Annotated in this window: 25 protein-coding genes; 21 read left to right on the forward strand and 4 right to left on the reverse strand. The window is 46.7% G+C overall.

Annotated elements, in window-relative coordinates; translation table 11 throughout:
• The 18 genes from WKT20_RS14560 to WKT20_RS14645 all read left to right on the forward strand — a co-directional run.
• Window positions 1-478, forward strand: a 478-nt coding sequence (locus WKT20_RS14560; protein WP_340417582.1) for a TraG family conjugative transposon ATPase, incomplete at its 5' end; no start/stop codon positions are given.
• A 43-nt stretch (window positions 479-521) separates the two neighbouring features.
• Window positions 522-1199 carry a hypothetical protein gene (locus WKT20_RS14565; protein WP_340417583.1) on the forward strand — a complete coding sequence of 226 codons (678 nt, stop codon included), beginning with the start codon at window positions 522-524 and terminating at the stop codon, window positions 1197-1199.
• Window positions 1200-1296: 97 nt separating this feature from the next.
• Complete coding sequence (locus WKT20_RS14570; RefSeq protein ID WP_340417592.1) at window positions 1297-1719, forward strand: DUF3876 domain-containing protein; 423 nt, start codon at window positions 1297-1299, stop codon at window positions 1717-1719.
• 38 nt (window positions 1720-1757) lie between these two features.
• Window positions 1758-2396, forward strand: a complete 639-nt coding sequence (locus WKT20_RS14575; protein ID WP_005650203.1) for a DUF4141 domain-containing protein — start codon at window positions 1758-1760, stop codon at window positions 2394-2396.
• 3 nt (window positions 2397-2399) lie between these two features.
• Window positions 2400-3425, forward strand: a complete 1026-nt coding sequence (gene traJ / locus WKT20_RS14580; protein ID WP_340417584.1) for a conjugative transposon protein TraJ — start codon at window positions 2400-2402, stop codon at window positions 3423-3425.
• Between the two features lie 131 nt (window positions 3426-3556).
• A complete protein-coding gene (gene traK, locus WKT20_RS14585) occupies window positions 3557-4180 on the forward strand; it encodes a conjugative transposon protein TraK (RefSeq protein WP_340417585.1) in 624 nt (207 codons plus the stop codon).
• A gap of 4 nt (window positions 4181-4184) precedes the next feature.
• Entirely contained in the window at window positions 4185-4487 is a 303-nt protein-coding gene (locus WKT20_RS14590; RefSeq protein WP_181977481.1) for a TraL conjugative transposon family protein, read from the forward strand.
• On the forward strand, window positions 4462-5784 hold the full coding sequence (traM, locus tag WKT20_RS14595) for a conjugative transposon protein TraM (RefSeq protein ID WP_340417586.1): 1323 nt from the start codon (window positions 4462-4464) through the stop codon (window positions 5782-5784). The genes WKT20_RS14590 and traM overlap by 26 nt, the downstream gene beginning before the upstream one ends.
• Window positions 5785-5874: 90 nt before the next feature.
• Window positions 5875-6867 (forward strand): conjugative transposon protein TraN, encoded by a 993-nt coding sequence (gene traN / locus WKT20_RS14600; protein ID WP_340417593.1) that lies wholly within the window; start codon window positions 5875-5877, stop codon window positions 6865-6867.
• A complete protein-coding gene (locus WKT20_RS14605; RefSeq protein ID WP_340417587.1) occupies window positions 6864-7421 on the forward strand; it encodes a conjugal transfer protein TraO in 558 nt (185 codons plus the stop codon). The genes traN and WKT20_RS14605 overlap by 4 nt, the downstream gene beginning before the upstream one ends.
• Window positions 7422-7432: 11 nt before the next feature.
• Window positions 7433-8350 carry a toprim domain-containing protein gene (locus WKT20_RS14610; protein WP_340417594.1) on the forward strand — a complete coding sequence of 306 codons (918 nt, stop codon included), beginning with the start codon at window positions 7433-7435 and terminating at the stop codon, window positions 8348-8350.
• A 5-nt stretch (window positions 8351-8355) separates the two neighbouring features.
• Complete coding sequence (locus tag WKT20_RS14615; RefSeq protein ID WP_270245142.1) at window positions 8356-8874, forward strand: DUF3872 domain-containing protein; 519 nt, start codon at window positions 8356-8358, stop codon at window positions 8872-8874.
• A gap of 7 nt (window positions 8875-8881) precedes the next feature.
• The gene (locus tag WKT20_RS14620; protein ID WP_340417588.1) at window positions 8882-9400 is read left to right on the forward strand and encodes a glycoside hydrolase family protein; all 519 of its coding nucleotides are present in this window, start codon (window positions 8882-8884) and stop codon (window positions 9398-9400) included.
• A gap of 159 nt (window positions 9401-9559) precedes the next feature.
• Window positions 9560-10399: a GLPGLI family protein gene (locus WKT20_RS14625; RefSeq protein WP_117700851.1), complete on the forward strand. Its 840-nt coding sequence runs from the start codon at window positions 9560-9562 to the stop codon at window positions 10397-10399.
• A 9-nt stretch (window positions 10400-10408) separates the two neighbouring features.
• The gene (locus WKT20_RS14630) at window positions 10409-12976 is read left to right on the forward strand and encodes a TonB-dependent receptor (RefSeq protein WP_340417589.1); all 2568 of its coding nucleotides are present in this window, start codon (window positions 10409-10411) and stop codon (window positions 12974-12976) included.
• Window positions 12977-13102: 126 nt separating this feature from the next.
• Window positions 13103-14374, forward strand: a complete 1272-nt coding sequence (locus WKT20_RS14635) for a S41 family peptidase (RefSeq protein WP_181976284.1) — start codon at window positions 13103-13105, stop codon at window positions 14372-14374.
• Window positions 14375-14612: 238 nt separating this feature from the next.
• Window positions 14613-16940 carry a TonB-dependent receptor domain-containing protein gene (locus tag WKT20_RS14640; protein ID WP_118164741.1) on the forward strand — a complete coding sequence of 776 codons (2328 nt, stop codon included), beginning with the start codon at window positions 14613-14615 and terminating at the stop codon, window positions 16938-16940.
• Between the two features lie 3 nt (window positions 16941-16943).
• On the forward strand, window positions 16944-17294 hold the full coding sequence (locus tag WKT20_RS14645; RefSeq protein ID WP_118164739.1) for a hypothetical protein: 351 nt from the start codon (window positions 16944-16946) through the stop codon (window positions 17292-17294).
• Here WKT20_RS14645 and WKT20_RS14650 read toward each other — a convergent pair.
• The gene (locus WKT20_RS14650) at window positions 17235-17996 is read right to left on the reverse strand and encodes a helix-turn-helix transcriptional regulator (RefSeq protein WP_118164736.1); all 762 of its coding nucleotides are present in this window, start codon (window positions 17994-17996) and stop codon (window positions 17235-17237) included. The genes WKT20_RS14645 and WKT20_RS14650 overlap by 60 nt on opposite strands.
• A 205-nt stretch (window positions 17997-18201) precedes the next feature.
• Here WKT20_RS14650 and WKT20_RS14655 point away from each other — a divergent pair, with 205 nt between their 5' ends.
• Window positions 18202-18546 carry a hypothetical protein gene (locus WKT20_RS14655; protein ID WP_118164734.1) on the forward strand — a complete coding sequence of 115 codons (345 nt, stop codon included), beginning with the start codon at window positions 18202-18204 and terminating at the stop codon, window positions 18544-18546.
• A gap of 122 nt (window positions 18547-18668) precedes the next feature.
• On the opposite strand, the gene WKT20_RS14660 is transcribed toward WKT20_RS14655, so the two are convergent.
• Window positions 18669-18887 carry a hypothetical protein gene (locus tag WKT20_RS14660; RefSeq protein ID WP_117700844.1) on the reverse strand — a complete coding sequence of 73 codons (219 nt, stop codon included), beginning with the start codon at window positions 18885-18887 and terminating at the stop codon, window positions 18669-18671.
• A 136-nt stretch (window positions 18888-19023) separates the two neighbouring features.
• On the opposite strand from WKT20_RS14660, the gene WKT20_RS14665 reads away from it, so the two are divergent.
• Together WKT20_RS14665 and tpx are read left to right on the forward strand one after the other, a co-directional pair.
• Window positions 19024-19677 (forward strand): substrate-binding domain-containing protein, encoded by a 654-nt coding sequence (locus tag WKT20_RS14665; RefSeq protein ID WP_118164732.1) that lies wholly within the window; start codon window positions 19024-19026, stop codon window positions 19675-19677.
• 259 nt (window positions 19678-19936) lie between these two features.
• Window positions 19937-20491 (forward strand): thiol peroxidase, encoded by a 555-nt coding sequence (gene tpx / locus WKT20_RS14670; protein WP_118164806.1) that lies wholly within the window; start codon window positions 19937-19939, stop codon window positions 20489-20491.
• Between the two features lie 19 nt (window positions 20492-20510).
• Here the strand turns inward: tpx and WKT20_RS14675 are convergent, their stop codons facing one another.
• Together WKT20_RS14675 and WKT20_RS14680 are read right to left on the reverse strand one after the other, a co-directional pair.
• Window positions 20511-21743, reverse strand: a complete 1233-nt coding sequence (locus tag WKT20_RS14675) for an acyloxyacyl hydrolase (protein WP_340417590.1) — start codon at window positions 21741-21743, stop codon at window positions 20511-20513.
• Window positions 21730-22695: a hypothetical protein gene (locus WKT20_RS14680; RefSeq protein WP_340417591.1), complete on the reverse strand. Its 966-nt coding sequence runs from the start codon at window positions 22693-22695 to the stop codon at window positions 21730-21732. The genes WKT20_RS14675 and WKT20_RS14680 overlap by 14 nt, the downstream gene beginning before the upstream one ends.
• Window positions 22696-22862: the final 167 nt, after the last annotated feature.

Consider the following 22862-nt stretch of genomic DNA (forward strand, 5'->3'; position numbering starts at 1 on the left):
TTCATCGGCAAACATGGCTGACTACCTGCGCTATATGTACAAGACGGTGAGAAAGTATTTCGGGGAGGCGATTGTGGTGACACAGGAAGTGGACGACATCATCAGCTCGCCCATCGTGAAGGAAAGCATCATCAACAACTCGGACTGCAAAATCCTGCTGGACCAGCGCAAGTACATGAACAAGTTCGACCAGATACAGTCGCTGCTGGGTCTGACGGAAAAGGAGAAGTCGCAGATACTCTCGATCAACCAGTCCAACGACCCGTCGAGACGGTACAAGGAGGTGTGGATAGGACTTGGGGGCACGCATTCGGCGGTATATGCCACGGAGGTGTCGATGCAAGAGTATCTCGCCTATACGACGGAAGAGACGGAGAAGATGGAAGTACGCGAACTGGCGGAGAAACTGGGAGGCGACATGGAAGCCGCCATCCGTCAGGTGGCGGAGCGACGGCTGGAGGAACGGACGGGACAGTGAACCGGCAGGAAATATACAGTAAATGAAAAATAAAAAATGATTTATGAACCAACAGACTGACAACATGTACATTGATGACGGATACAGCGATGAAGCGCTGCGGAAACGGGAGGAAATCCGGGAGCATATCTCATGGTTCCGTGAGTTTCTGACATTCGGGACTTCGCTACCGGAACATATCAGAAGGCGATACGGACTGGAAGAGGACTACCAGCGGTACAAGAAACTGGAAATACAGGTTCACCGGATGCCTGCTGAACCGGATTGCAGGGGATATGGGAAGGAGCAACGCATGAAAGAACTGTGCGAGGCAGGAAGAGCCAAGGGAAAAATCACTCTTGCGGTGGAAAAGGCTTACGAAAGCATCTGCCCCGCTCCGGCACGGGACTATCTGGAAGAAAAATATCAGGAACTGCTCTATCTGAGAGGTATGGTGTACCGGAAAGACTATGACGACCCGATGTGGTACAAGCCGGAAATCCTGAACAAATACGGCATTGACCACAAGGAACCGCGCGAAACGGTGCTCAAGCAGGTGGAAAAGGCATACCGGGAACTGGATGCCCGATTCTGCCGGATGACGGGCAAGAAGCCGGATGCGGACGAGCTGTTCGGCAAATCCGCAGTACGGCAGTCGGTACCTGCACAGAAGGAGGCGCCGGAGAATGGCGCAAGGGAAAACCGCATGTGCAGGCGTAAAGGCAGAAGACCGGGATTCTGACGGAAAAGGAAACCGGGCGGACTCCGGCTACGGAAAAGACGAAAAGAAAAAAGGATTGAAAAAAAATGAAAGAACGAAACTTAAAGAAGACAAGAAAATGAACATCAAACTGACAAAGACCGAAAGGCTGCTGCTGTGCGGCGGTCTGATAGGCATGGCATCGCTGATGCTGCAAGCCTGTGATATAATGGCAAAAGAAGACGGCGACACCCGCGACAGAATCTGCGGAAACTGGGAAAACGCGGAAGCCGGTCCCGACATACTGGTGTACAGGGAGGGAGAATCATATAAGGTGACACTGTTCAGACGCAAGGGCGTACGCCGCGTACTGAAGCCGGAAACCTATCTGCTGCAGAGGGAGGAGAACGGCAACCTGTATATGAACACGGGGTTCCGCATTGACGTGGCATACAACGAGGAGACGGATGTGCTGACATTTTCGCCGGGCGGTGACTATGTCCGGGTGAACACGGATGCAGGTGACGGCGAAAGGACAAAGGAGAAAGAGAATATGCAATAGCAATTTAACGAACCACTAAATCCCAAAAAAGAATGAGAATGAGACAGAAACTGAAAATACCGCTGATTGCGGTCTGCCTGTGCCTTGCGGGGACAGGCGGGGCAAATGCCCAATGGGTGGTGTCCGACCCCGGAAACCTTGCGCAGAGCATCATCAACTCCGCCAAGGAGATGGTGGAGACAGCCGGGACGAAAGCCAACACCCTGAACGGCTTTCTGGAAACGAAGAAGGTGTTCGAGCAGGGAAAGGCGTATTATGACGCACTGAAATCAGTGCACGACGTGGTAAAGGGCGGCGCGAAGGTGGCGAAAAGCATCTCTCTGGTAATGGAAATATCGGAAATCTATGTGGACAACTACCAGAAGATGCTCTCGGACGAGAACTACACGCCGGAGGAGCTTGCCGCCATCTCGTCGGGCTATGCGATGCTGATAGACGAAAGCTCGGACGTGCTGCAGGACCTGAAGAATGTGGTGAACGTGACGGGCATGTCACTGACGGATGCGGAAAGGCTCGCCATCATAGACAATGCCTACCGCAGCCTGATGAACTACCGCAACCTCGTGCGCTACTACACGAACAAGACCATATCGGTGTCGTACCTGCGGGCGAGAAAGAAGAACGACATGGACCGGGTGATGGCACTCTACGGGAACTCCAACGAAAAATACTGGTAGCCTATGGGAGAGTTTGACAACCTGCACCAGATACTCCTCTCGCTGTATGAGGAGATGATGCCGCTCTGCTCGGACATGGCAGGAGTGGCAAAGGGGCTTGCCGGACTGGGCGCCCTGTTCTATGTGGCGGTGCGCGTGTGGCAGTCGCTCGCCCGTGCCGAGGCGATAGACGTGTACCCGCTGCTGCGGCCGTTTGCCATCGGACTGTGCATCCTCTTCTTCCCGACCATCGTGCTGGGGACGATGAACTCCGTTCTGGGAGTAATCGTACAGGGGACGCACTCGATACTGGAGGAACAGACCTTTGACATGGAGAAGTACAGGGAACAGAAAGACAGGCTGGAATACGAGGCGATGATGCGCAACCCGGAAACAGCCTATCTCGCCTCGGACGAGGAGTTCGACCGCCAGATAGACGAGCTGGGCTGGTCACCGTCGGACATGATCACCATGACGGGGATGTACATGGACCGTGCGTCGTACAACATCAAGAAGAGCGTGCGTGACTGGTTCCGCGAGCTGCTGGAGCTGATGTTCGCAGCTGCCGCCCTTGTCATCGACACGCTCAGGACGTTCTTCCTGGTGGTGCTGTCGATACTGGGACCCGTCGCCTTCGCCTTCTCGGTATGGGACGGCTTCCACTCCACGCTTTCGGCATGGTTCAGCCGCTACATACAGATTTACCTGTGGCTGCCCGTCTCCGACCTGTTCAGCACGATACTGGCGAAGATACAGATACTGATGCTCCAGAACGACATCGAGGCGATGCAGGCAGACCCGAACTTCTCGGTGGAGGCGAGCAACGGGGTGTACATCGTGTTCCTCATCATCGGCATCGTGGGCTACTTCACCATCCCGACGGTGGCTGGTTGGATTATCCAAGCCGGTGGCGGTATAGGCAGTTACAACAAAAACATCGGTACAGCCGGAGCCTTGGGCGGCAGTCTGGCGGGTGCAACCGCAGGAAATGCAGCGGGACGCACGGGCAGATTCATCAAGGGAACGGCAGGCAGGCTGTTCAGGAGATAGGCGTTCCGCCTTTCACGAGTCGCCGACTTGTGCCCCTCTTGTCGCTGACTTGGCATCCACCAGTCGGCGACAAGGGAAAGGGGATGTGAAAAGGCAAAGAAATTCATGAACTAAAAGACGAAAAGAAGAAAATGGAATTCAAATCACTCAAGAACATTGAAACGAGTTTCCGGCAGATACGTCTGTTCGGAATCATCTACACGGCGGTATGTGCCGCCATCGTCATCTGCTCGGTGGTATGCGCCTTCCGCTTCGCCGAAGCGCAGAGGCAGAAGATATACGTACTTGACGGGGGAAAGAGCCTGATGCTCGCCCTCTCGCAGGACCTGTCGCAGAACCGTCCGGCGGAAGCGAGGGAGCATGTGCGCCGCTTCCACGAGCTGTTCTTCACCCTCTCGCCGGAGAAGAGCGCCATCGAGCACAACGTGAAGCGTGCCCTGCTGCTGGCGGACAGAAGCGCGTACAACTACTACGCCGACTTTGCGGAAAAGGGATTCTACAACCGCATCATCGCGGGGAACATCAACCAGGTACTCCAGGTGGACAGCGTGGTCTGCAACTTCGACCGCTATCCCTACGAGGCACGCACCTACGCAAGGCAGATGATCATCAGGGAAAGCAACGTGACGGAGCGCACGCTGGTAACGACCTGCCGGCTGCTCAACGCGAGCCGCTCGGACGACAATCCGAACGGGTTCACCATAGAGGGATTCACGATACTGGAGAACAGGGACATCAGAAGCATGGAGAGATAGGCGTATGGGAAAGATGAATATTCTGACGGGAAAATGCGCTGCCGTTCTCAGGGAAAAACTGCACAGGAGACTGGACGCACTGTCGCCGAAGGCAAGGCTGGCGACGGTGGCAGTGATGTCCGCCGCCTTTGCCGCAGGCTGTCTGTACATGACCGCCACCGCCATCGCCGGCTTCGGGAAAGGAAACGGGACGATGGAGATACGGCACATGAAGAAACCGGAACTGCCGCAAAAAGCGGATTTGCAGGAAGCGTATGAACATTATCATAAAAACAGGATGTATGGAAAAGGAACAGAAAAGGAATGAGACAAAAGAGAAAAGACCGCTGACGGAGGAACAGCGCCAGCGGAGAAAGAAGATGCTGGTCTATCCGCTGATGGTGCTGACCTTTCTGGGGTGCATGTGGCTCATCTTCGCCCCCTCGCAGAAGGACGGCGGAAAGGAACGGCAGGGACTGGGATTCAACACGGACATGCCCCTGCCGGAAAACTCCGGAATCATCGGCGACAAGGCGAAGGCATACGAACAGCAGCAGCTGGAGAACAGGAAGAAGGAACGCCGGGGCATGGTGGGCGACCTGTCCGCATTCTGGAACGACAGGACGGAAGGAACGGACACGGCAGACGGAACGGACGACTGCCGCCTGGCACAACCGGAAACATTGCCGAAGACGGGCGGAAGCGGAATACAGACAGGCATCCGTTCCTCGGCTGCCGCCAACGAGCGGCTGAACACCTCGCTGGGTACGTTCTATGAGCCGCCGAAGGAGGACGCCGAGAAGAAGGAGCTCAGGCAGCGCATCGACGAACTGGAACGCATGGTCATGGAACAGGAGAAACAGCCCGCAAGGATGGAGGAGCAGGTCGCACTGCTGGAGAAGTCGTACGAGCTGGCGGCGAAGTACCGGAATGGAAGAAACAATGCCGGGCAGACCGCACGGACCGATGGGACGGAAATAAGGGAAAGCAACGCCGGCGAAAAGAAAATGAAGGCTGAACCAGTGAGCGGCGTGCGCCCGTCAACGGTGTCCGCCCTGCCGCAGCCCCTGACAGATTCCGCCTTTATAGCGGACTACGGGGGCGAAAGGAACTACGGGTTCCACACTGCCATCGGCAGTACGGAGGCACCGGGAAAGAACACCATCGCCGCCTGCGTGCAGGGCGACCAGACGGTAACGGACGGACAGACGGTAAGGCTGCGGCTGCTGGAGCCGATGCGGGTGTCTGGACGGACAATACCAAGGAATACGACCCTTGTGGGGACGGCACGCCTGCAGGGTGAGCGTCTGGAGATAGGTATCGGCTCGCTGGAGCATGAGGGAACCATTGTAGGTGTGGAACTGGCGGTGTACGACAGCGACGGACAGGCGGGCATCTTTGTGCCCGGCTCGATGGAAACAGACGCGGCAAAGGAAATCGGGGCGAACATGGGCAGCTCGCTGGGGAGCAGCATCAACATCTCGACCGATGCGGGGGCGCAGCTCGCCTCCGATCTGGGAAAGGGAGTGATACAGGGAGTGTCGCAATACATATCGAAAAGGATGCGCACGGTAAGGGTGCATCTGAAGTCGGGATACAGGGTGTTGCTGTATCAGGAAAAATAGACAGCAAGAGACGAAAGGAAAAAACAGCAAGAGGCGAAAGAAAAAAACAGTCAAATTTTATCAACCACTAAATCCAACGTAAAAATGAGTATCAGAAAAGTAATGATGATGTTTACCCTTATGACGGGCATTGTCTGTGCAGGACACGCACAGGAAGTGAAAAACGACAGCACCGCCACCACGAAGGCGGAGGAGCTGAAACTGGTAAAGGACGTCTGTCCGCAGACAGAGGAGAACGGCGACCTGTATCACGGACTGACCAGGAAACTGATGTTTGACCGCATGATACCGCCGCACGGTCTGGAGGTCACGTATGACAAGACGGTACATATCCTGTTTCCCTCGGCAGTGCGCTATGTGGACTTGGGTTCTCCCAACCTCATAGCGGGCAAGGCTGACGGTGCGGAGAACGTCATCCGCGTGAAGGCGACGGTAAGGAACTTCCGCACGGAGACGAACATGAGCGTTATCACGGAGGACGGGTCCTATTATTCGTTCAACGTGAAATATGCCGACGAGCCGCTGCTGCTCAATGTGGAGATGAAGGACTTCATCCATGACGGCAGCACGGTGAACCGCCCGAACAACGCGCAGGAAATCTATCTGAAGGAACTGGGAAGCGAAAGCCCCATGCTGGTGCATCTCATCATGAAGTCGCTGCACAAGGAGAACAAGCGTAAGGTGAAGCACATCGGCTGCAAGCGTTTCGGCATCCAGTATCTGCTGAAAGGGATATATGTCCACAACGACCTGCTGTACCTGCACACGGAGATAAAGAACCAGAGCAACGTGCCGTTTGACGTGGACTACATCACGTTCAAGATTGTGGACAAGAAGGTGGCGAAACGAACCGCCATCCAGGAACAGGTGCTGTTTCCGCTCCGCGCGTACAACTATGCGGTACGTGTGGCCGGGAAAAAGTCCGAGCGCACGGTGTTCTGCCTGCAGAAGTTCACCATCCCCGACGGCAAGCAGCTCGTGGTGGAGATGAACGAGAAGGACGGCGGTCGTCACCAGACGTTTGTCGTGGAGAACGAGGATTTGGTACAGGCTGAAACCATCAACGAACTGCGTGTACGATGAAAGGCAAGGCGGTGTTTTTAGCAATGCTTCTGTCCGTCCTTCTTGCAGGACGGGCGGAAGCCCAGCGATGCCTGCCGAAGATGAGGGGCATTGAGATGAAAGCCGGAATGACCGGGGCGGACGGCTACTGGCTGGGAGTCGCACTGTCGAGCTATGCAAGGGGCGGCAACAAATGGGTGTACGGGGCGGAATACCTGCAGACCAATCATCCGTACAGGAGCGTGAATGTTCCCGTGGCACAGTTCACGGCGGAGGGCGGTTTCTACTACAACTTCCTGTCGGATGTGAAAAAGACGGTGTTCTTCTACGCGGGGGCGTCAGCCCTTGCCGGATACGAGACGGTAAACTGGGGAGAAAGGACGCTGTATGACGGAGCAAGGCTGAACAACAGGGACGGCTTCGTCTATGGCTGCGCCGCCACGCTGGACATGGAGCTGTATCTTGCGGACTTCATCGCACTGACGGCTTCGGTAAGGGAGCGTTTCCTATGGGGCGGCAGTACGGGCGTGTGCCGCACGGAGTACGGGATAGGTATAAAGTTCATCATCAACTGATGTATGAGCCTATGGAAACGGAAATAGACAGAATGAAGAGGATACCGATTGAGGAGTTCCTCGCACGGCTGGGCCATTCGCCCGTGCAGCGCAGGACAAACGCGCTGTGGTACAAGGCTCCGTACAGGGAGGAACGCACGGCGTCGTTCAAGGTGAACATGGAGCGAAACCTGTGGTATGACTACGGGCTGGGCAAGGGCGGCAATATCTTCGCCCTTGCCGGGGAGTTCATCCATTGTGCCGATTTCCTCTCGCAGGTAAGGTATGTGGCGGAAGTGGCGGGTATGCCGTTGTCGGAAAAGAAGGTGTACCACCCATGCGAAGTGAGGCGGCCGGTAGAGCCGTCCTTTGAGGACGTGGAGCTGATGTCGCTCCAGAACCGGGCGCTGCTCTGCTACATGCAGGAAAGGGGCATATCGTCGGGGGTGGCCATCGGCGGATGCAGGGAGATACACTACACCACACACGGGAAGCGGTATTTTGCCGTGGCATTCGGTAACGGAGGGGGCGGCTATGAGATACGCAACCGCTTCTTCAAGGGATGCCTGCCGCCCAAGGATGTGACACTGCTGGCTTACGGTTCGGCAAGCTGCAACCTGTACGAGGGTTTCATGGATTATCTGTCGGCACGTGTGCTTGGAATTGGAAACGGTGAAGACCATCTCGTGCTGAACTCGGTGTCGAACCTGGCAAAGGCATACAGGCATTTGGACGGTTACGGGAAGCTGCAATGTCACTTTGACAATGATGAAGCCGGACGGAGGACGCTGGAAGCCCTGCGTACACGGTACGGCGGAAAGGTGACGGACTGCTCCGGACTGTACGGCGGCTGCAAGGACCTGAACGACTATCTGCAAAAGACGCTTGCCGAAAGGCAGGCATGGCGGGAAAACGAAAAGAAAGGAAAAAACAACGGAATAAAATTATAATGATTATGGACATGAACAGACTTAAAGATGGAATAAGAGAAAAGGTAAATACAGTAAAAATGCTGGCAGTCTTCTGCGCCGGACTGCTTTCTATCGGCATGACGGCCTGTGATGATGGGCTGGACGTGACGCAGGCTTATCCGTTTACGGTGGAAACGATGCCCGTACCGAAGGAGCTGGCAAAGGGTGAAACGGCGGAAATCCGCTGCGAGCTGGTGCGTGAGGGCGAGTTTGACGGGGCGGTCTATACCATCCGATATTTCCAGTTTGACGGTAAAGGTACGCTGAAGCTCGACAACGGGCTGGTGTTCCAGCCCAACGACCGTTATCTGTTGGAGAACGAGAAGTTCCGCCTGTACTACACATCGGAGTGTGACGAGTCGCAGAGCCTGACCATTACGGTGGAGGATAATTTCGGGAACTCTTTTGAATGGGAAACGGATTTCAACAACGATTCGGATGCGGAAGAGGCTCCGTCCGGAAACGATACGCTGAGTACGGTGAAAGGAGGTGTCTATCAGTAAGGGGGTAATGAAAAGGCTGCTTGCCCCAGCGGTGCTGGCGGTTGCTTTTTCCGCCAGCCTGCCGGCGCAGAATACTGGTACGGTTGGGACACCCGCCTCGTTCAAAGATGAAGCGAAGGCGGAGTTAGTCGTCGAGCTGATTAAGAAATACGAGGGACTCCATGACCGTTCTGATTATCCGTACTACGGTTACGGACATTGTAAACTTCCGGGAGAGGAACTGTCCTATGATATGACGGAGGCGGAAGCGGAAAAACTGCTGATAAGGGATTTGGAGAAGCGTTACAGGTTGTTCAGCAAGTATGGGAAAGGTTCCCTTATCCTGACCGTACTCAGCTACAATGTGGGTCACGGAACTCTGCTCGGATATGGGAAACATCTGAAAAGCCGTCTGCTGAAAAAGATGGAAGCCGGTGGCAGGGACATCTATAAGGAGTATATATCCTACTGCCACTACAAGGGGCGGAAAACCCGCTCGATAGAGCGGCGACGGAAAATGGAGTTTTTGCTGCTGCATGAGAAGTAACGCAAAGGGAGAGCTTCACACGAATGGTGGGGTCTCCCTTTGCTGTTTGAAATAATATCATCTTCCGTTTGTGAGTGAGTTAAGAACTACCCTACAGGGTAGTGGAAAAGTCTCGCGAAGTATGGAACTTTGCAGCAGAAAACTAAAAACTATCATACAATGGGAAAAATTAGATTACACAAAAGAACTCTACAGAAAAGCATCATTTCACTAGTATTGGCTTTGATGACCATATCAATATCGCATGCACAGGAAAACGACAAAGCGAATATGGAATGTTTGTACAGACTAAGTTTTCTTAAAGATACAACAAGTACTGTGACTACAGATGATTTGATGGTTCTGAGATTCAACAAAGACAAATCGTTGTTCTACAGTTATAACTCCTATACACTGGATTCACTGCTGTGCTCGGATAAAGGTTCTTCTATTCAAATGGATATTTTAGCGAACGGTTCCAGCAAGTATGGGAAACGTATAGTATCCTACAATATCCTGAAAGACTTCAGAAATAATCTGATAGACTATACAGACAATGTCGGTGGAGAACATTACAGATATGAAGAAGAATTGCCTGATTTTAACTGGAAAATCTCAACCGAACAAAAGAAAATTTGGGATTATACTTGTCAGAAAGCGACATGCGATTTCCGAGGACGTACTTATGAAGCTTGGTTCACTACCGAAATACCTGTAAAAGATGGTCCGTGGAAGTTTTATGGACTTCCCGGTCTCATTATGGAGGTCTATGATATACAGAAACATTATTCCTTTGTATTCGTAGGGCTTCGCAAGAGTGGCGCAAACATCACTATGCTGCCACGTCAGTACACTAAATCATCAAGAGAAAAGTATTTGAAAGCATACAAGAATTACATTAAAGATCCTGTTGCGTTCATTTCTGCGGCTTCAGGAATGAAGATTACAGTCAATGGTTCTTCCAGAAGAAAACCCCAAAAAGGCAAATCTGTAAATTATGATGTAATGGAACGCTATTAAATTTATTATATGAAGAAACTTGTATTATTCAGCGTTTTTGTATTTTGTTGTACTCTATCCATCTTTGCCCAAAGTCATTCAATTATGGGAACAGTTGTGGATAGTAGTACTCTTGAACCGATTACAGGAGTCAATGTGATTGTCAGGCATTGTACAGACAATGGCATAATTGCATATACAACAACTGCTGATAATGGAACCTTTTCATTACAGATTAACCATGATAACCTTGCAGATTATACTTTACAGGTGACCTGCTTAGGGTATGAACAACAAACTCTTAACCTCACAGATAACAATTATCTCATAAAGCTAAAAGAAAAGAGCTTTGAATTGCAGGAAGTTTCAATCAAGGCTGACAAGATTATTCAGAACAAAGATACAACAAGCTATTTTGTTACCAATTTTGCAACGACTAAAGACAGGACTATTGGAGATGTACTTACCAATATGCCGGGAATCAATATCGCAGAGAATGGTAAGATTTCGTATAATGGTAGCCCTATAAATAAGTTTTACGTGGAAGGCATAGATCTGTTTGACGGTAAATATAACTTGGCAACAAACAACATTTCCTATGAAAATATCGCACGTGTGGAAGTCATTGAGAATCATCAGGCAATTAAAGCATTGCAAGGGACAGGTGTAGATACGGAAACAGCGATAAACCTAAAACTAAAAGATAGTGCCAAGTCTGTTTGGAACGGCAACTTTTTAGGTAAAGGTGGTTTTACCCACGATGAAGGTCTCTGGGAAACAGAACTGTTTGCTGCAAGATTTTCATCAAAGAGCCAGAGTGCAACAACTTTGAAATCAAACAATACCGGAAAGAATATTGCAGACGAGGGTAATTCACTCACAATTGATGACCTTTTGTATATGTATCCCGGTAGTGAAATATCCGGAAGTTTAACATCTGCACCCTCTATTTCTACCAACCTGAGCAATGATAGGACTCGTTTCAATCGCACCCACATGTTCAGCAACAGTAGTATGTGGAAGTTGTCAGAATCGGGCCAGATAAAGTCGCAGATTATTTATACAGATGACAAAAACACCTATGACCAAAGCATAGAGTCGGCATATTATCTGATGGACAGTCTGTTGGTTAAAGGTACTCAAGAAACAAGTTCTGTAAAAGACAAAGGCTTGCAGGCGTCTGTTGTTGCGACCATTGATAAAGATTCGTATTTTCTTTCTGATGAACTTTCCTTTAAGTCGAAATGGAGAACTTTTGCATCGGGAATTAATGGTGACTTCAATTATCATAGTATTGCAGACATTACCACATATAATGTAGAAAACAGGTTGAAGTATGTAAAGAAAACGGGTAATAACATCTTCCAAATAATGTCGCTTAACAAGTATGAGTTTATTCCGGAAGATTTGTATGTAGGTGGAGAAAGTGTCAAACAACAGAAGATTGATAAAGGCAACTTCTTCTCAAATACCAACTTCAGATTTTTACATAATATTAAAAGGTGGTCTTTGGGAACGAATATGGACCTCTTTGGGAATATATATAATTTCAACAGTTTGTACAATGATGCAAGTATCAACTATCAGAACGACTTGAATGTGAACTATATTGGGGCACGTCTGAATCCGGAAATCATATACCAGAATGAGCACTTAAAACTGAATCTGAAGTTTCCATTGTCTGTTTATCATTTTAGCGGTGAACAGTCTGCAACAAAGATTTATGTAAAACCTGATATTTATCTGAAATGGAAGTTCCTTCCAAGGTGGACACTGTTTGTTAATGCTACCATCGGAAACTCATATACAGGTAATGGCTTATACTATACAGCACCTGTCATGACGGATTACAGAGCAATGTATGCCGGATTTTTGAATTACGATGGGAAAATTGAAAAACGTATAGGTGGAAGAATAAGTTATGCAAACCCTTCTGACATGTTATTTGCAAACTTAAGCGCAACCTATTCTGATGAAAACACCAAAAGAAGTATTTCAAAACAAGTTGACAACGGATATGTATATTATTTATACGAACCAGGAAATGATAAATATAAGTTACTATTTGCTGATGGAAGCATCAGCAAAGGTATAGAGCTGATAAATGGTTCCATTGAGTTGAGCAGTTCTTTTCAGAACCATAATATGCCGCTTGAACAGAATGGCTACATATCAACAATCGACTTTGGAAGTATCAATTCAGGAATAACGCTTAAATCAAATCCATGTGATTGGTTTAATATTGATTATAAGATTGGACATAAATACAATTATATGAAGTCTGAGGCATTAAAGTCTGTGACCCAACATTTGACACAGAAATGCTTATTGGTATTCTATCCAATAGAAGACATTAGCATTAAACTGAATGGAGAACATTATCTGTCATTTTTTGATTCGGGACAAAAGAAGAATACGTTCCTTGTAGATTTGGAATTTGTGTATCGATACAAGCAATTTGATTTCTTGGCATCAGTTACCAATTTGTTCAACCAAAATGTGTACTCTTATACAATATATGGCGATTTAAGCAGTACTACAACCCAATACAATATTAGAGGAAGGAATGTTACGATTGGAGTAAACTGGTATTTCTAATTGTCTTGACTATTTATTATAGAAAATCTCTATATAAACATCAATAGTCAGAACTACCCTACAGGGTAGTGGAAAAGTCTCGCTAAGTATGGAACTTTGCAGCAGAAAACTAAAAACTATCATACAATGAAGAAGAATATTAGAATTGCAGCGAAAGCTGCTTTATCCCTTTTGATTCTTTTGGTATTGGGATTCATAGGATTGGTCATTTATGCAAAGTACTTCTATAATCGGGATGTAAAAGTAGTCTCTTATTATGCCGATGAGCTATGTCTTGGAAAGGAGGCTTTTGAAGCGGAATTTGAAGAAATCTATCAAGTTACTCTGGACGAGTATTCATTGTATCCTTCCAAGCATTTGAACATGGATAGTTTGCATGAAGAGTATTTACAACGAATAGAAAAAGAGGCAAAAACACCTATTAAATTTGGCAAGTTATTGAAAGAATATTTTGCTGCACTAAATGCAGGTCATGCATCCGTTTATCTAAACGATTATACGGCCAATTATGCTCCATCGTATATTGAAGGAAGAGTTTTTATTGATAACCCTAATTTGTATATGTGTGAGAATGGCTTCCAAGATAAAGATGAAATTGTGAGTATAAATAAAATTCCGGTTGCAGAATGGATTTCCACGAATGAAAAATATACTCCTTCTTCTACCGAAAAATGTCGAAAATTAATGACGGCCCGTAAGATATTTCGTTCTTGGAGCGATACTACTGCAACCTATCAGGTAATACGAAATCAAGATACGGTGAGCCTAACGCTCAATCTGAAAAAAGCATCTGCCTTTCATGAAAAACAAAACCCTACTGTGGAATGGACGGTATTACAGGATAGCATTGGATATATTCGCATATTGTCCATGATGGATTCTGTCGTGGATGAATTTGACAGAGCTTATCAACAGGTAAAGGACTTTCCAGATTTGATAGTGGATGTTCGTGAGAATGGAGGAGGAAGCAGTGGAAACGGTAAAAAAATATGTGAATATCTCATTCATAAGCCACAGCCACACTGTGTATCGCCAGATTGGGAAATAATACCTCGGAAGGATTCATATAAAGGTAAATTATTCCTTCTGACCAGTACATATACCTTTTCTGCTGCTGAAAGTTTTACATTGGATTTAAAAGAAAGTGGTAATGCGATAATTATTGGTGAAGGGACTGGTGGGGATACAGGAAATCGTCCTCGTACATTTCATACTACGAATGGTATTTATTTTCGTTTGCCGACAAGAGAGCCTTCTTTTTCACCAAACGGATTTCCGATGGAGGGGAAAAGTATCATGCCTCATTATGAGGTTTATCAGAGTGTAAATGATTTTATGAAAAACCTTGATACCGTATTGGATTTTACCTTGCAGATGATTGATACTAATAATCAGTAATGAACTTGAACAGGCATCTGTATTAATACATTTTGAATTCTTTTTTATGCCTTCGGTTATATCTTATATAAATCTCTCATGGGCAGTTGTGGGCATCATCGATAATGAAAATTCTGCTGCAAAGATATCAATAGTATGCCAAACTATAAACATCAATAATCAGAACTACCCTACAAGGTAGTGGAAAAGTCTCGCGAAGTATGGAACTTTGCAGCAGAAAACTAAAAACTATCATACAATGAAATTAATTAAAGTATTCTTATTAGGACTTATTGGTATCATACTACCTGTCAGTTTGTCCGCACAGACCGTTAGCGGAAAATTGATTGACGAGAACAGCCAGCCTTTGCCTTACGCCAATGTGGTACTACTGTCCTTGCCGGATTCGGCATTTGTTAGCGGAACCATCAGCGGTGAAGACGGATCTTTTACACTGGAGGCAACATCGGAAAATCAGATAGTGAAAATATCCTCTATAGGATATAAGACTGTATGTAAGCCGGTATCTCCGGCCAATATCGGTATCGTGCAGCTCGTTTCGGATGCACAACAATTGGGAGAAGTTGTTGTAAAAGCAGACTTACCTAAAACACGCGTGAAAGGTAATGCAATGGTGACAACTGTCGCAGGAAGTGTGCTTGAAAAAGCCGGAACAGGAAATGACCTGCTCAACAAAATACCGGGGTTGTCTGCCGAAGACGGCTCAGTGAATGTATTCGGAAGCGGAGTAGCGGAAATCTACATCAACGGAAGAAAAATGAGAAACAGTTCGGAACTTGACCAACTGTCGTCCGATGATATAAAAAGTGTAGAAGTCCTTCGTAATCCAGGAGCCAAATACGATGCTTCAGTAAAAGCTGTTGTACGAATCATAACTAAGAAAACACAAGGAGAAGGATTCGGTTTCAACAATCGTACATACGTGGGATACCAATATGACCTTGCTTTGCTCGACCAGTTTAACTTTAATTACCGCAAGGGAAGATTCGATCTCGGAGGAATGTTATTCGGCAGAGACAACAAGTTTGAAGAGAACAAGATACTGACACAGAAAACATACCTTGATAAAGTATGGACACAAAATTCGGATATGAAAAGTCCGTTTCACACGCAGGATATTGCTGCCATGCTTTCATTGAATTATCAGTTCAACGAAAATCATGTGATGGGTGTAAGGTATGATTTTAGCAGAAATCCTCAGATTGAGATGTGTCTGGATATGAATTCTTCCATTCATGTGGATAATCTATTAGAAGAAGAAAGTAAAAGTAACCCCCATTCAATAACCACAAACAACAGGCATACCGTAAATGCTTATTATAATGGCAATTTCAATGATTGGAATATGGATTTGAATATGGATGGAATGTGGTCGGATAGTAATAATCCTATCGTAGCTGAAGAATATGTCAAGCAATCGGACAATACGGAAGTAAACAACACTATCCATACACTGGGTAAGAACAGAAATGAACTTTATGCTGCCAAACTTGTAATGGAGCACCCGTTATGGGAGGGTAGCTTCTCCATAGGCAGTGAATATACCTACAGCAGCCGTACCAACCAATACGCAAACGATGAAAATATTATACCTGACAACGACAACAAAATCAGGGAAAATGCCGTATCCGCATTTGCTATGTACGCACGCAGTTTCGGCCAGTTGCAAGCTCAGGCAGGTGTGAGATATGAGCATCTGAATTCCGATTATTATGAGTTCGGGAAAAGAATGGATGAGCAAAGCCGTAAGTATGACAATGTATTTCCTTCCATATCCCTGTCATATCCTATAGGTAAAACCCAACTGATGATAAGTTATTCAGGCAATATAGAACGACCAAGCTACTATAAGCTGTCAAGTGCAGTAATCTATGGCAATAAATATACATACGAGAGTGGAAATCCGCTTCTGCGTTCTTCGATACTGAATACCTTGTCACTTAATGCATCATGGGAATGGCTTTATTTCAATATGAATTACAGTCGCATCAAGGACATGCAGATACAGGTAAGCCAATCCTACTCGGATGCAGATCCTTCTATTTCTCTGTTCACACATACCAATGTTCCTAAGGTGGACAAGCTGAATGCCACCTTGTCAGCATCGCCGACAATAGGTATATGGTCACCGCAGTTCACAGCCATGTACAGCCAGCAATGGTTTGTGATGGATACACCGGACGGTCCCAGAAACCTTAATAATCCTATCGGATTTTTCCAATGGAACAATACATTCAGTTTACCTAAGGATTTTCAGTTGAATATAGATTTGGAGACTTCCACACGAGGAGAAGACAGCAGCTACCGTATAATTGAACCCGGTAGTTCGGTCAACATTTCTTTATATAAAGGATTTTTGAACGGAAAACTGGCTGTTCAACTGCAAGCCAACGACATCTTCAATACTTCATCCTCAGACATACTGATGTACAGCGGTAACCGAATTACAATACTTCAGCCGGAATCACGCCGCAGTTTCGGTATGACGGTACGATACAAATTCAACACAACAAAGAGTAAGTATAAAGGAACCGGAGCTGGAGACAGCCAGAAAAACCGTATGTAAATTATGACAGCGTCAATATCTTATATAAATCTCTCATGGGCAGTTGTTGGCATCATAGACAAGGATGTCCACAACTCCCTTCAATCCATGAAGCGTCCTAACGAACCGATAGAAGTTACCATTGAAAGGTATGTTATCGGTTATCTGGTCTTCTGGCATATTGCCTATATTGATAAAGAAAAGATGAACAGATGTGACGATGAGAAGGTAATCGAACTTGGACGGAAGAAAATGGAGGAATACGTCACCTCACATCCCCCTGTAGCTACTTTGCCGAAGTTCTACATCGTCTTCCTAAATCAGCCTCATATTGGCTGCGATACCCACGGCCTCAGTGATGTTTTCTGCGTGTAGTTTTTCGAAGAGTTTCTTCTTGTGAAACTTTACGGTATTGGCATCAATAAAGAGAGTTTCTCCAATTTCCGTGTTCGACAGTCCTTTGACGGAGAGCTGGAGAATCTCTTTTTCACGGTCGGAAAGAATCAGTTCAGGCTGTTTTCTCCATCGTCTTCCCTCGAATGAGTAGAAATACCTGTCAGTACATGTATGGTCTGAAATAACTACATCTCCGATAGTTTTCTCCGGTGAAAGTGAAACTGTACATAGAGCCAGCCATATATCCCCATTGTCACTCAGCAAGGCAGGTGTCAGTTTGTGGTGGATAAGGTGCGAGTGCTTTTCTGATGTACGGATATGAAAGTTATACTCGATAGACAAGTCAAGTCTTTTCTCTACCGGCTGGTCATAATAAAACCGGAATCCGGCTTCGTTGATTTCCATAAGACGGTTTATCTCGTCAGACGGAACGACATCAAAATAAAAAGCATAACCTTTCTGTTGCACATCTTCCGGTGAATGACCGCAGAGGAAAAGCGGGTTGGACGATACGTAAAGGAAATTCTTGCGGTTATAGTCTATGATGTACAGACTGTGATTTGTATTGCGTGCCAGAGCCTTAGCCATAGCAATACAGAGTCCGGTCCTGTCGTATTCGCAGTCGGGAATGTTCATTTGCTGATTGATGGGATGGAAAAAGCGTTTTATATCCTTTTGCATAACTGATTGCGTTTTGGCCGCAAAATTAGGGAAATACTTCTGGAGCATGTGGTAAATGACTGTTTTTTATTCAAATCCGGAAAAATAACCTGAGTTTATCATATGAATTTCAGGGTATATAAAATGTCATGTTTACTTTATTCAGTAAAATTTGTTTCTGCTTTCCGAAAGCCTTAATTTTACATGACTTTTACATCAAACAATCATGGAAAATTATATGGCAAAAGCAGCGGATGCCTTTCTGACAGGACGTCCGTATGGCATACGTCTTGACTTCAAACACAAGGGCTTCGCTCTTTTCAACTACAACATGAACGAGCTTGGCAACCATCTTCCCGCCAGACTGGAAACGCTTCCGCTGGAGGATTTTGACGTGGAGGATATTCCGCTGCGCGGGGAGCGCATTGTCCGAAAGGAAAACATAACGGACATATTCTTCTATGACGAGAAGAGCAACCCGTATTCGGACAACCGAGTAGATATGAAGAAACTGAAGGCATACAACAAATACATTTATCCGCTTTCACTTATTCTGAATAGAAATCTGTAAGATGGAAACAAAAAAAGACTTCCGTCAGTGAAAGTCTTTGGAACAGCGGTTTCTTTGCTACTTTCTTTGTCCGCCTTCTGCTCACCGAAAGAAAGTAGGGCGGCTCTCGCCGCCTCTGCCTCCTAAAGTCGGGTGTAAAGTCCCGTCACATCCGTGAAAATCTGCTGGAGCATATCAAAGTACACCCCCTCGTCCAATATGATTTTCAGTCTGTTGGCTGATGTCTTGTTCCTTGCAAGGCTCATTTGTAGTCCGTTGCTCAAATTGATATAGTTACGGCTTCCCGTCATGACGGTAAATCCATGACTGCCCAACTGCTGTAAGATTGTATTCGCTATCATCTGTAAATGAATTTAAGTTTTTTCAATGGGTGCCCCAAAAGTTAGAAACAAAACTTTTGGGGTGTTTTTATGAAGTACAGTTACAAACAAAGGATTCTCCTCTTTCAAGTAGCTTATTTTACAATGATACTACAGAGTGGACGGTATACTCCTGAGCATTTGTCATGATCAGGTAAACCTGAATGAGTATCGCAGAATCATCCGCAAAGGAATACCTATCGTTCTTTTTGACCGAACGATTGCCGAGATGGACGCCTCACAAATAAAGATTGACGACTACATCAAGTCTTTCTTTATGGTGGAGCATCTGATAAGAAAGGGGAAAACAAAAATAATTCACCTTACAGGACCTTCCTATATTCAAAATACATTTGAACGTATTAAAGGATACAAGGATGCCCTTAGCAAGTTCAATATACCTTTCAAAGAGGAGTATTTAGTAGAAGCTGGAGTAGACTTCAACAGCGGAGAAAATGCCGTAAGAATGTTAGTAGAAAAAAATATTCCTTTCGATGCCATCTTTTGTTTTACAGAAATGTCTACACTGGGAGCCAAGAATTACCTTCAGGCTACCGGAATCAAGATACCTCAGGATGTGTCCATTGCCTGTATGTCGGGGACAGAATTAAGCAAGTTGGTCTACCCCACCATAACAGCAGTAGAACAGCCCGTGGAATTAATGGCTGAAACTGCCTCAAAAATCATCATCGAGAGGCTGGAGAATCCTGCGATGACCAGTAAAACGATTGTACTGGATGCAGAAACGGTATACAGGGAGTCAACGTTGTAGATTATTTTCCACACTACAATGTAACACAGAATACTTTCTTACATACCACCTTAAACTGTCGCCCGACTTTCTGCAGGAAGCATAGAGAAATTATTGACAATTTGCGAAAGAGAACAGAACATTTTAGCAAAGGTAAGTCATGCAAGTATGGCAGAATAGAAAAATATCCGTATCTTTAGCGCCCCTAACCCCTTACTATTTTAACATGAAAAAAATCAGTACAATTTTGTGGATGGCGGCAATATGGATGATGGGACTGATGCCGGTTCGTGCCGCCGCAGGAGCACAAGCCAGTGACCTGCAAGGTGAAAAAGGTGAAACTGTGATTTGCCGCGGAGTGGAAGCACATACCTCAGGGCCAATGATTCAGGTGAGACAAGAAGCGCCCGATTTCCGTGCTGTCAATGCAAAGATGGAAGAAGTAAGTTTATCCGATTTCAAAGGAAAGAAAGTGATACTGAACATCTTCCCCAGTCTGGATACACCGACATGTGCCTTGTCGGTACGGCAGTTCAATACCCGGGCCGCAGGACTTGAAAACACGGTCGTGTTATGCCTGTCCATGGATTTGCCCTTCGCACAATCACGCTTCTGTTCTACCGAAGGGCTGGACAATGTCATTCCGCTGTCCGTATTCCGTAGCCATGATTTTGTCGCGCACTATGGTCTCCGGCTGGCCGACGGACCTCTGGAAGGCTTGATGGCCCGTGCAGTCATCGTGGTAGATGAGAATGGAAAGGTAAACTATACCCAGCTGGTAGAAAACATTTCTCACGAACCGGACTACGAAGCCGCTTTAAAAGCTGCGCAATAAGCAGAAAGTGAAGGGATGCTCATTCCCTTCCTTTTGCATTAAACCGGAACCCTAACCCCAGCATCAGGTTGTTGGGGTCGTTAAAGTCATGCAACTGATATCCCACGTGCAGGAAAAGATTCTTGGTGATATCGGTTTTCAAAGCCAGTATCTGATAAAATGAATCGGTGTCAGCTCCTTTGCAGATGACATTCCGGCCGATACCCAGATTGATAGAGAATATCGGCATCACAACCTCTGCCCGCACGGAAAGCCCTACGGCAAACTGTTCGCGGAAAGGAGGACGATAGAACTTGATGGTCTCTGCATTGGGTTGCCCCACACTATTGGCTATGTAATTGGAAATATTGGCACTTTCATCGTACTGTGCATCGACCGACACACCGGCTCTGAAGTAACGGCTGAAGTTGTACATTGGCGTAAAATTCAGTCCGAGGATACCAAAAGAACCGGGCACCAGCACAGGGTCTCCGCCTTCCGGAAACACCCCTTTCTTTCGGGTGGCTCCGTACACGATAAGGTCATAGCTGACGTAGGGTTTGAAAGGCGGACGCCGAACAAGGCCTGAAGAGGCATCTGCCAGCGCAGCACGCGATCCTCCTCCGAAATAACGCGTAAGGCCGATAGTGGCTCCCAGCGTGTTCACTCCCGAATTGGGATAACCGGTATTCCCGTTTGAAAAGTGCGTTGCACCGATTCCTGCCCGTAAGTTCGTCTGCGCATCCAGCTGCCAGTTCAACAGGAAACTCAGGTGAATGTACGCATTCATTTTAGAACCTACTACTCTGTTATAGGGATTCGACTCCACATCAAACTTCTTCCATCCGAAGGAAACTCCGAAATTCCATTCATAGTCCAGTGACAACCGGGGAGTAAGACTGGCTATGCGCGAAGTCTGAAAGGCATATACAGACCAGGGATTCCCCAATTCGGAAGAATGGAAAAACGTGTTATACCCCACCCCGATTCCTTGTACGGCATGAGGATACATTCGGCCGAAATAAGAGTCTGGCGTAAACTTAAACCCATACTTCAAATGCACCGACAGATTTTTCCGGATGGGAGCAAACGTGGCATTGTTTCCGGCAAAAAACTCATGCGTAGGGAAAATATAAGCCGGCTTGATATCAATGCCTGCCATGTGAATCATTTTTCGGGAAAGGCTGTCCTTGCCATCGGCATAGAGAGAAAGTGCACGGAAAAATACAAGCGCACACATGCACAGTCTGACTGCAAGTCTATTTATCTTCATCAGTAATTGCAATAGGAATGATTAAATAATTAAACGGTTTCTTGCTGGAAAGCGTACCGGAAATTACCAGTTTCTTTCCGGTCAGCGAGTTGGAAAGATAGGCCTTATAAGGTACGTTATACTGCTCTATTCCATTATACACTTCCAGACGTACGTGCTTGCCTGCCTCTACCGTTTTCGATACCTTCAACTCCTTGTCGAGCCCCGCATCCAGCCGTTGTTCATGATGACGGAAAGAGACCTTCGTGCCATACAATCCCGGTGTGCCGTTCACGATATCCGGAACCTCCACCTGGGAAGCAGCATCGCCCAGCAACTTCCGTAAATCGTTTTCATCTCCTCCCCAGCCGCCATACTGCATGTAAAACTCCACGATACGGGCTGAATTTTTATAAGGATAAAAATACAATGTGGCGGGGCTACTGGCATTCAGGGTATTCACTTCCACCTGTTCTACGGGTTCCAGCATGTAATCGAAGGAAGAAAACTGACTCCAGTCGTATGCCACACTGTCTATCTGATATTTACGGGTAGGAGAAAAAGACACGCGAATCACCTTCTCTTCATAACGGTTGCCCACCCTGACAAATGTTTCAAACGGCTGGTCATAGAGATTCTCGCCGGAAATAAAATGTAACTCATTACCGTTTCTTTTTTCTATACGAAAATCCAGAAACGTATTCTTACAATACACAATGCCGGTTTCTCCCTCCTCAAAAGGAAGATATTTGGAGTTTTTTCCTTCCAGATCTGTGGCAGACACATCCACCCCTTCTCTCATATTCTCTATACCCAGAATGTCCCAGCTGTCTGCTTCAAAGCAAACAGTTACTTCTTTTTCTGTTTCGGATAAGGACACAGAAGGTTCTGACGACAGGAATCTGTCAACAAAAATATCGCTGTTGCATCCGGAGAGAAGCCACGCGACAGCAAGAATACCGCATTGCAGCATACGGAATGTGCTTTTTACTTGTTCATAGGTTCGTTGACTAGCAAGCAGATGGGGAGCATTTATCCACCCTCAGCAAGCATTTTCAGGGCATAAAGTTAGAGAGTTTTTCAATATGACAAACATATTTCCGCAAAAAAACCTGTCACTAACGCACTTTTTAGCAACAT

The organism is Phocaeicola sp. ICN-14070 (assembly GCF_037892625.1).
GTDB classification, from domain to species: Bacteria; Bacteroidota; Bacteroidia; order Bacteroidales; family Bacteroidaceae; genus Phocaeicola; species Phocaeicola plebeius.

What these genes read in the sequence shown, in the direction of transcription:
- WKT20_RS14565 (WP_340417583.1), top strand. Translation starts at nt 522, where the DNA reads ATGAACCAACAGACTGACAACATGTACATTGATGACGGATACAGCGAT.
- WKT20_RS14570 (WP_340417592.1), top strand. Translation starts at nt 1,297, where the DNA reads ATGAACATCAAACTGACAAAGACCGAAAGGCTGCTGCTGTGCGGCGGT.
- WKT20_RS14575 (WP_005650203.1), top strand. Translation starts at nt 1,758, where the DNA reads ATGAGACAGAAACTGAAAATACCGCTGATTGCGGTCTGCCTGTGCCTT.
- traJ (WP_340417584.1), top strand. Translation starts at nt 2,400, where the DNA reads ATGGGAGAGTTTGACAACCTGCACCAGATACTCCTCTCGCTGTATGAG.
- traK (WP_340417585.1), top strand. Translation starts at nt 3,557, where the DNA reads ATGGAATTCAAATCACTCAAGAACATTGAAACGAGTTTCCGGCAGATA.
- WKT20_RS14590 (WP_181977481.1), top strand. Translation starts at nt 4,185, where the DNA reads ATGGGAAAGATGAATATTCTGACGGGAAAATGCGCTGCCGTTCTCAGG.
- traM (WP_340417586.1), top strand. Translation starts at nt 4,462, where the DNA reads ATGGAAAAGGAACAGAAAAGGAATGAGACAAAAGAGAAAAGACCGCTG.
- WKT20_RS14605 (WP_340417587.1), top strand. Translation starts at nt 6,864, where the DNA reads ATGAAAGGCAAGGCGGTGTTTTTAGCAATGCTTCTGTCCGTCCTTCTT.
- WKT20_RS14610 (WP_340417594.1), top strand. Translation starts at nt 7,433, where the DNA reads ATGGAAACGGAAATAGACAGAATGAAGAGGATACCGATTGAGGAGTTC.
- WKT20_RS14615 (WP_270245142.1), top strand. Translation starts at nt 8,356, where the DNA reads ATGGACATGAACAGACTTAAAGATGGAATAAGAGAAAAGGTAAATACA.
- WKT20_RS14620 (WP_340417588.1), top strand. Translation starts at nt 8,882, where the DNA reads ATGAAAAGGCTGCTTGCCCCAGCGGTGCTGGCGGTTGCTTTTTCCGCC.
- WKT20_RS14625 (WP_117700851.1), top strand. Translation starts at nt 9,560, where the DNA reads ATGGGAAAAATTAGATTACACAAAAGAACTCTACAGAAAAGCATCATT.
- WKT20_RS14630 (WP_340417589.1), top strand. Translation starts at nt 10,409, where the DNA reads ATGAAGAAACTTGTATTATTCAGCGTTTTTGTATTTTGTTGTACTCTA.
- WKT20_RS14635 (WP_181976284.1), top strand. Translation starts at nt 13,103, where the DNA reads ATGAAGAAGAATATTAGAATTGCAGCGAAAGCTGCTTTATCCCTTTTG.
- WKT20_RS14640 (WP_118164741.1), top strand. Translation starts at nt 14,613, where the DNA reads ATGAAATTAATTAAAGTATTCTTATTAGGACTTATTGGTATCATACTA.
- WKT20_RS14645 (WP_118164739.1), top strand. Translation starts at nt 16,944, where the DNA reads ATGACAGCGTCAATATCTTATATAAATCTCTCATGGGCAGTTGTTGGC.
- WKT20_RS14650 (WP_118164736.1), bottom strand. Translation starts at nt 17,996, where the DNA reads ATGCAAAAGGATATAAAACGCTTTTTCCATCCCATCAATCAGCAAATG.
- WKT20_RS14655 (WP_118164734.1), top strand. Translation starts at nt 18,202, where the DNA reads ATGGAAAATTATATGGCAAAAGCAGCGGATGCCTTTCTGACAGGACGT.
- WKT20_RS14660 (WP_117700844.1), bottom strand. Translation starts at nt 18,887, where the DNA reads ATGATAGCGAATACAATCTTACAGCAGTTGGGCAGTCATGGATTTACC.
- tpx (WP_118164806.1), top strand. Translation starts at nt 19,937, where the DNA reads ATGCCGGTTCGTGCCGCCGCAGGAGCACAAGCCAGTGACCTGCAAGGT.
- WKT20_RS14675 (WP_340417590.1), bottom strand. Translation starts at nt 21,743, where the DNA reads ATGAAGATAAATAGACTTGCAGTCAGACTGTGCATGTGTGCGCTTGTA.
- WKT20_RS14680 (WP_340417591.1), bottom strand. Translation starts at nt 22,695, where the DNA reads ATGCTGCAATGCGGTATTCTTGCTGTCGCGTGGCTTCTCTCCGGATGC.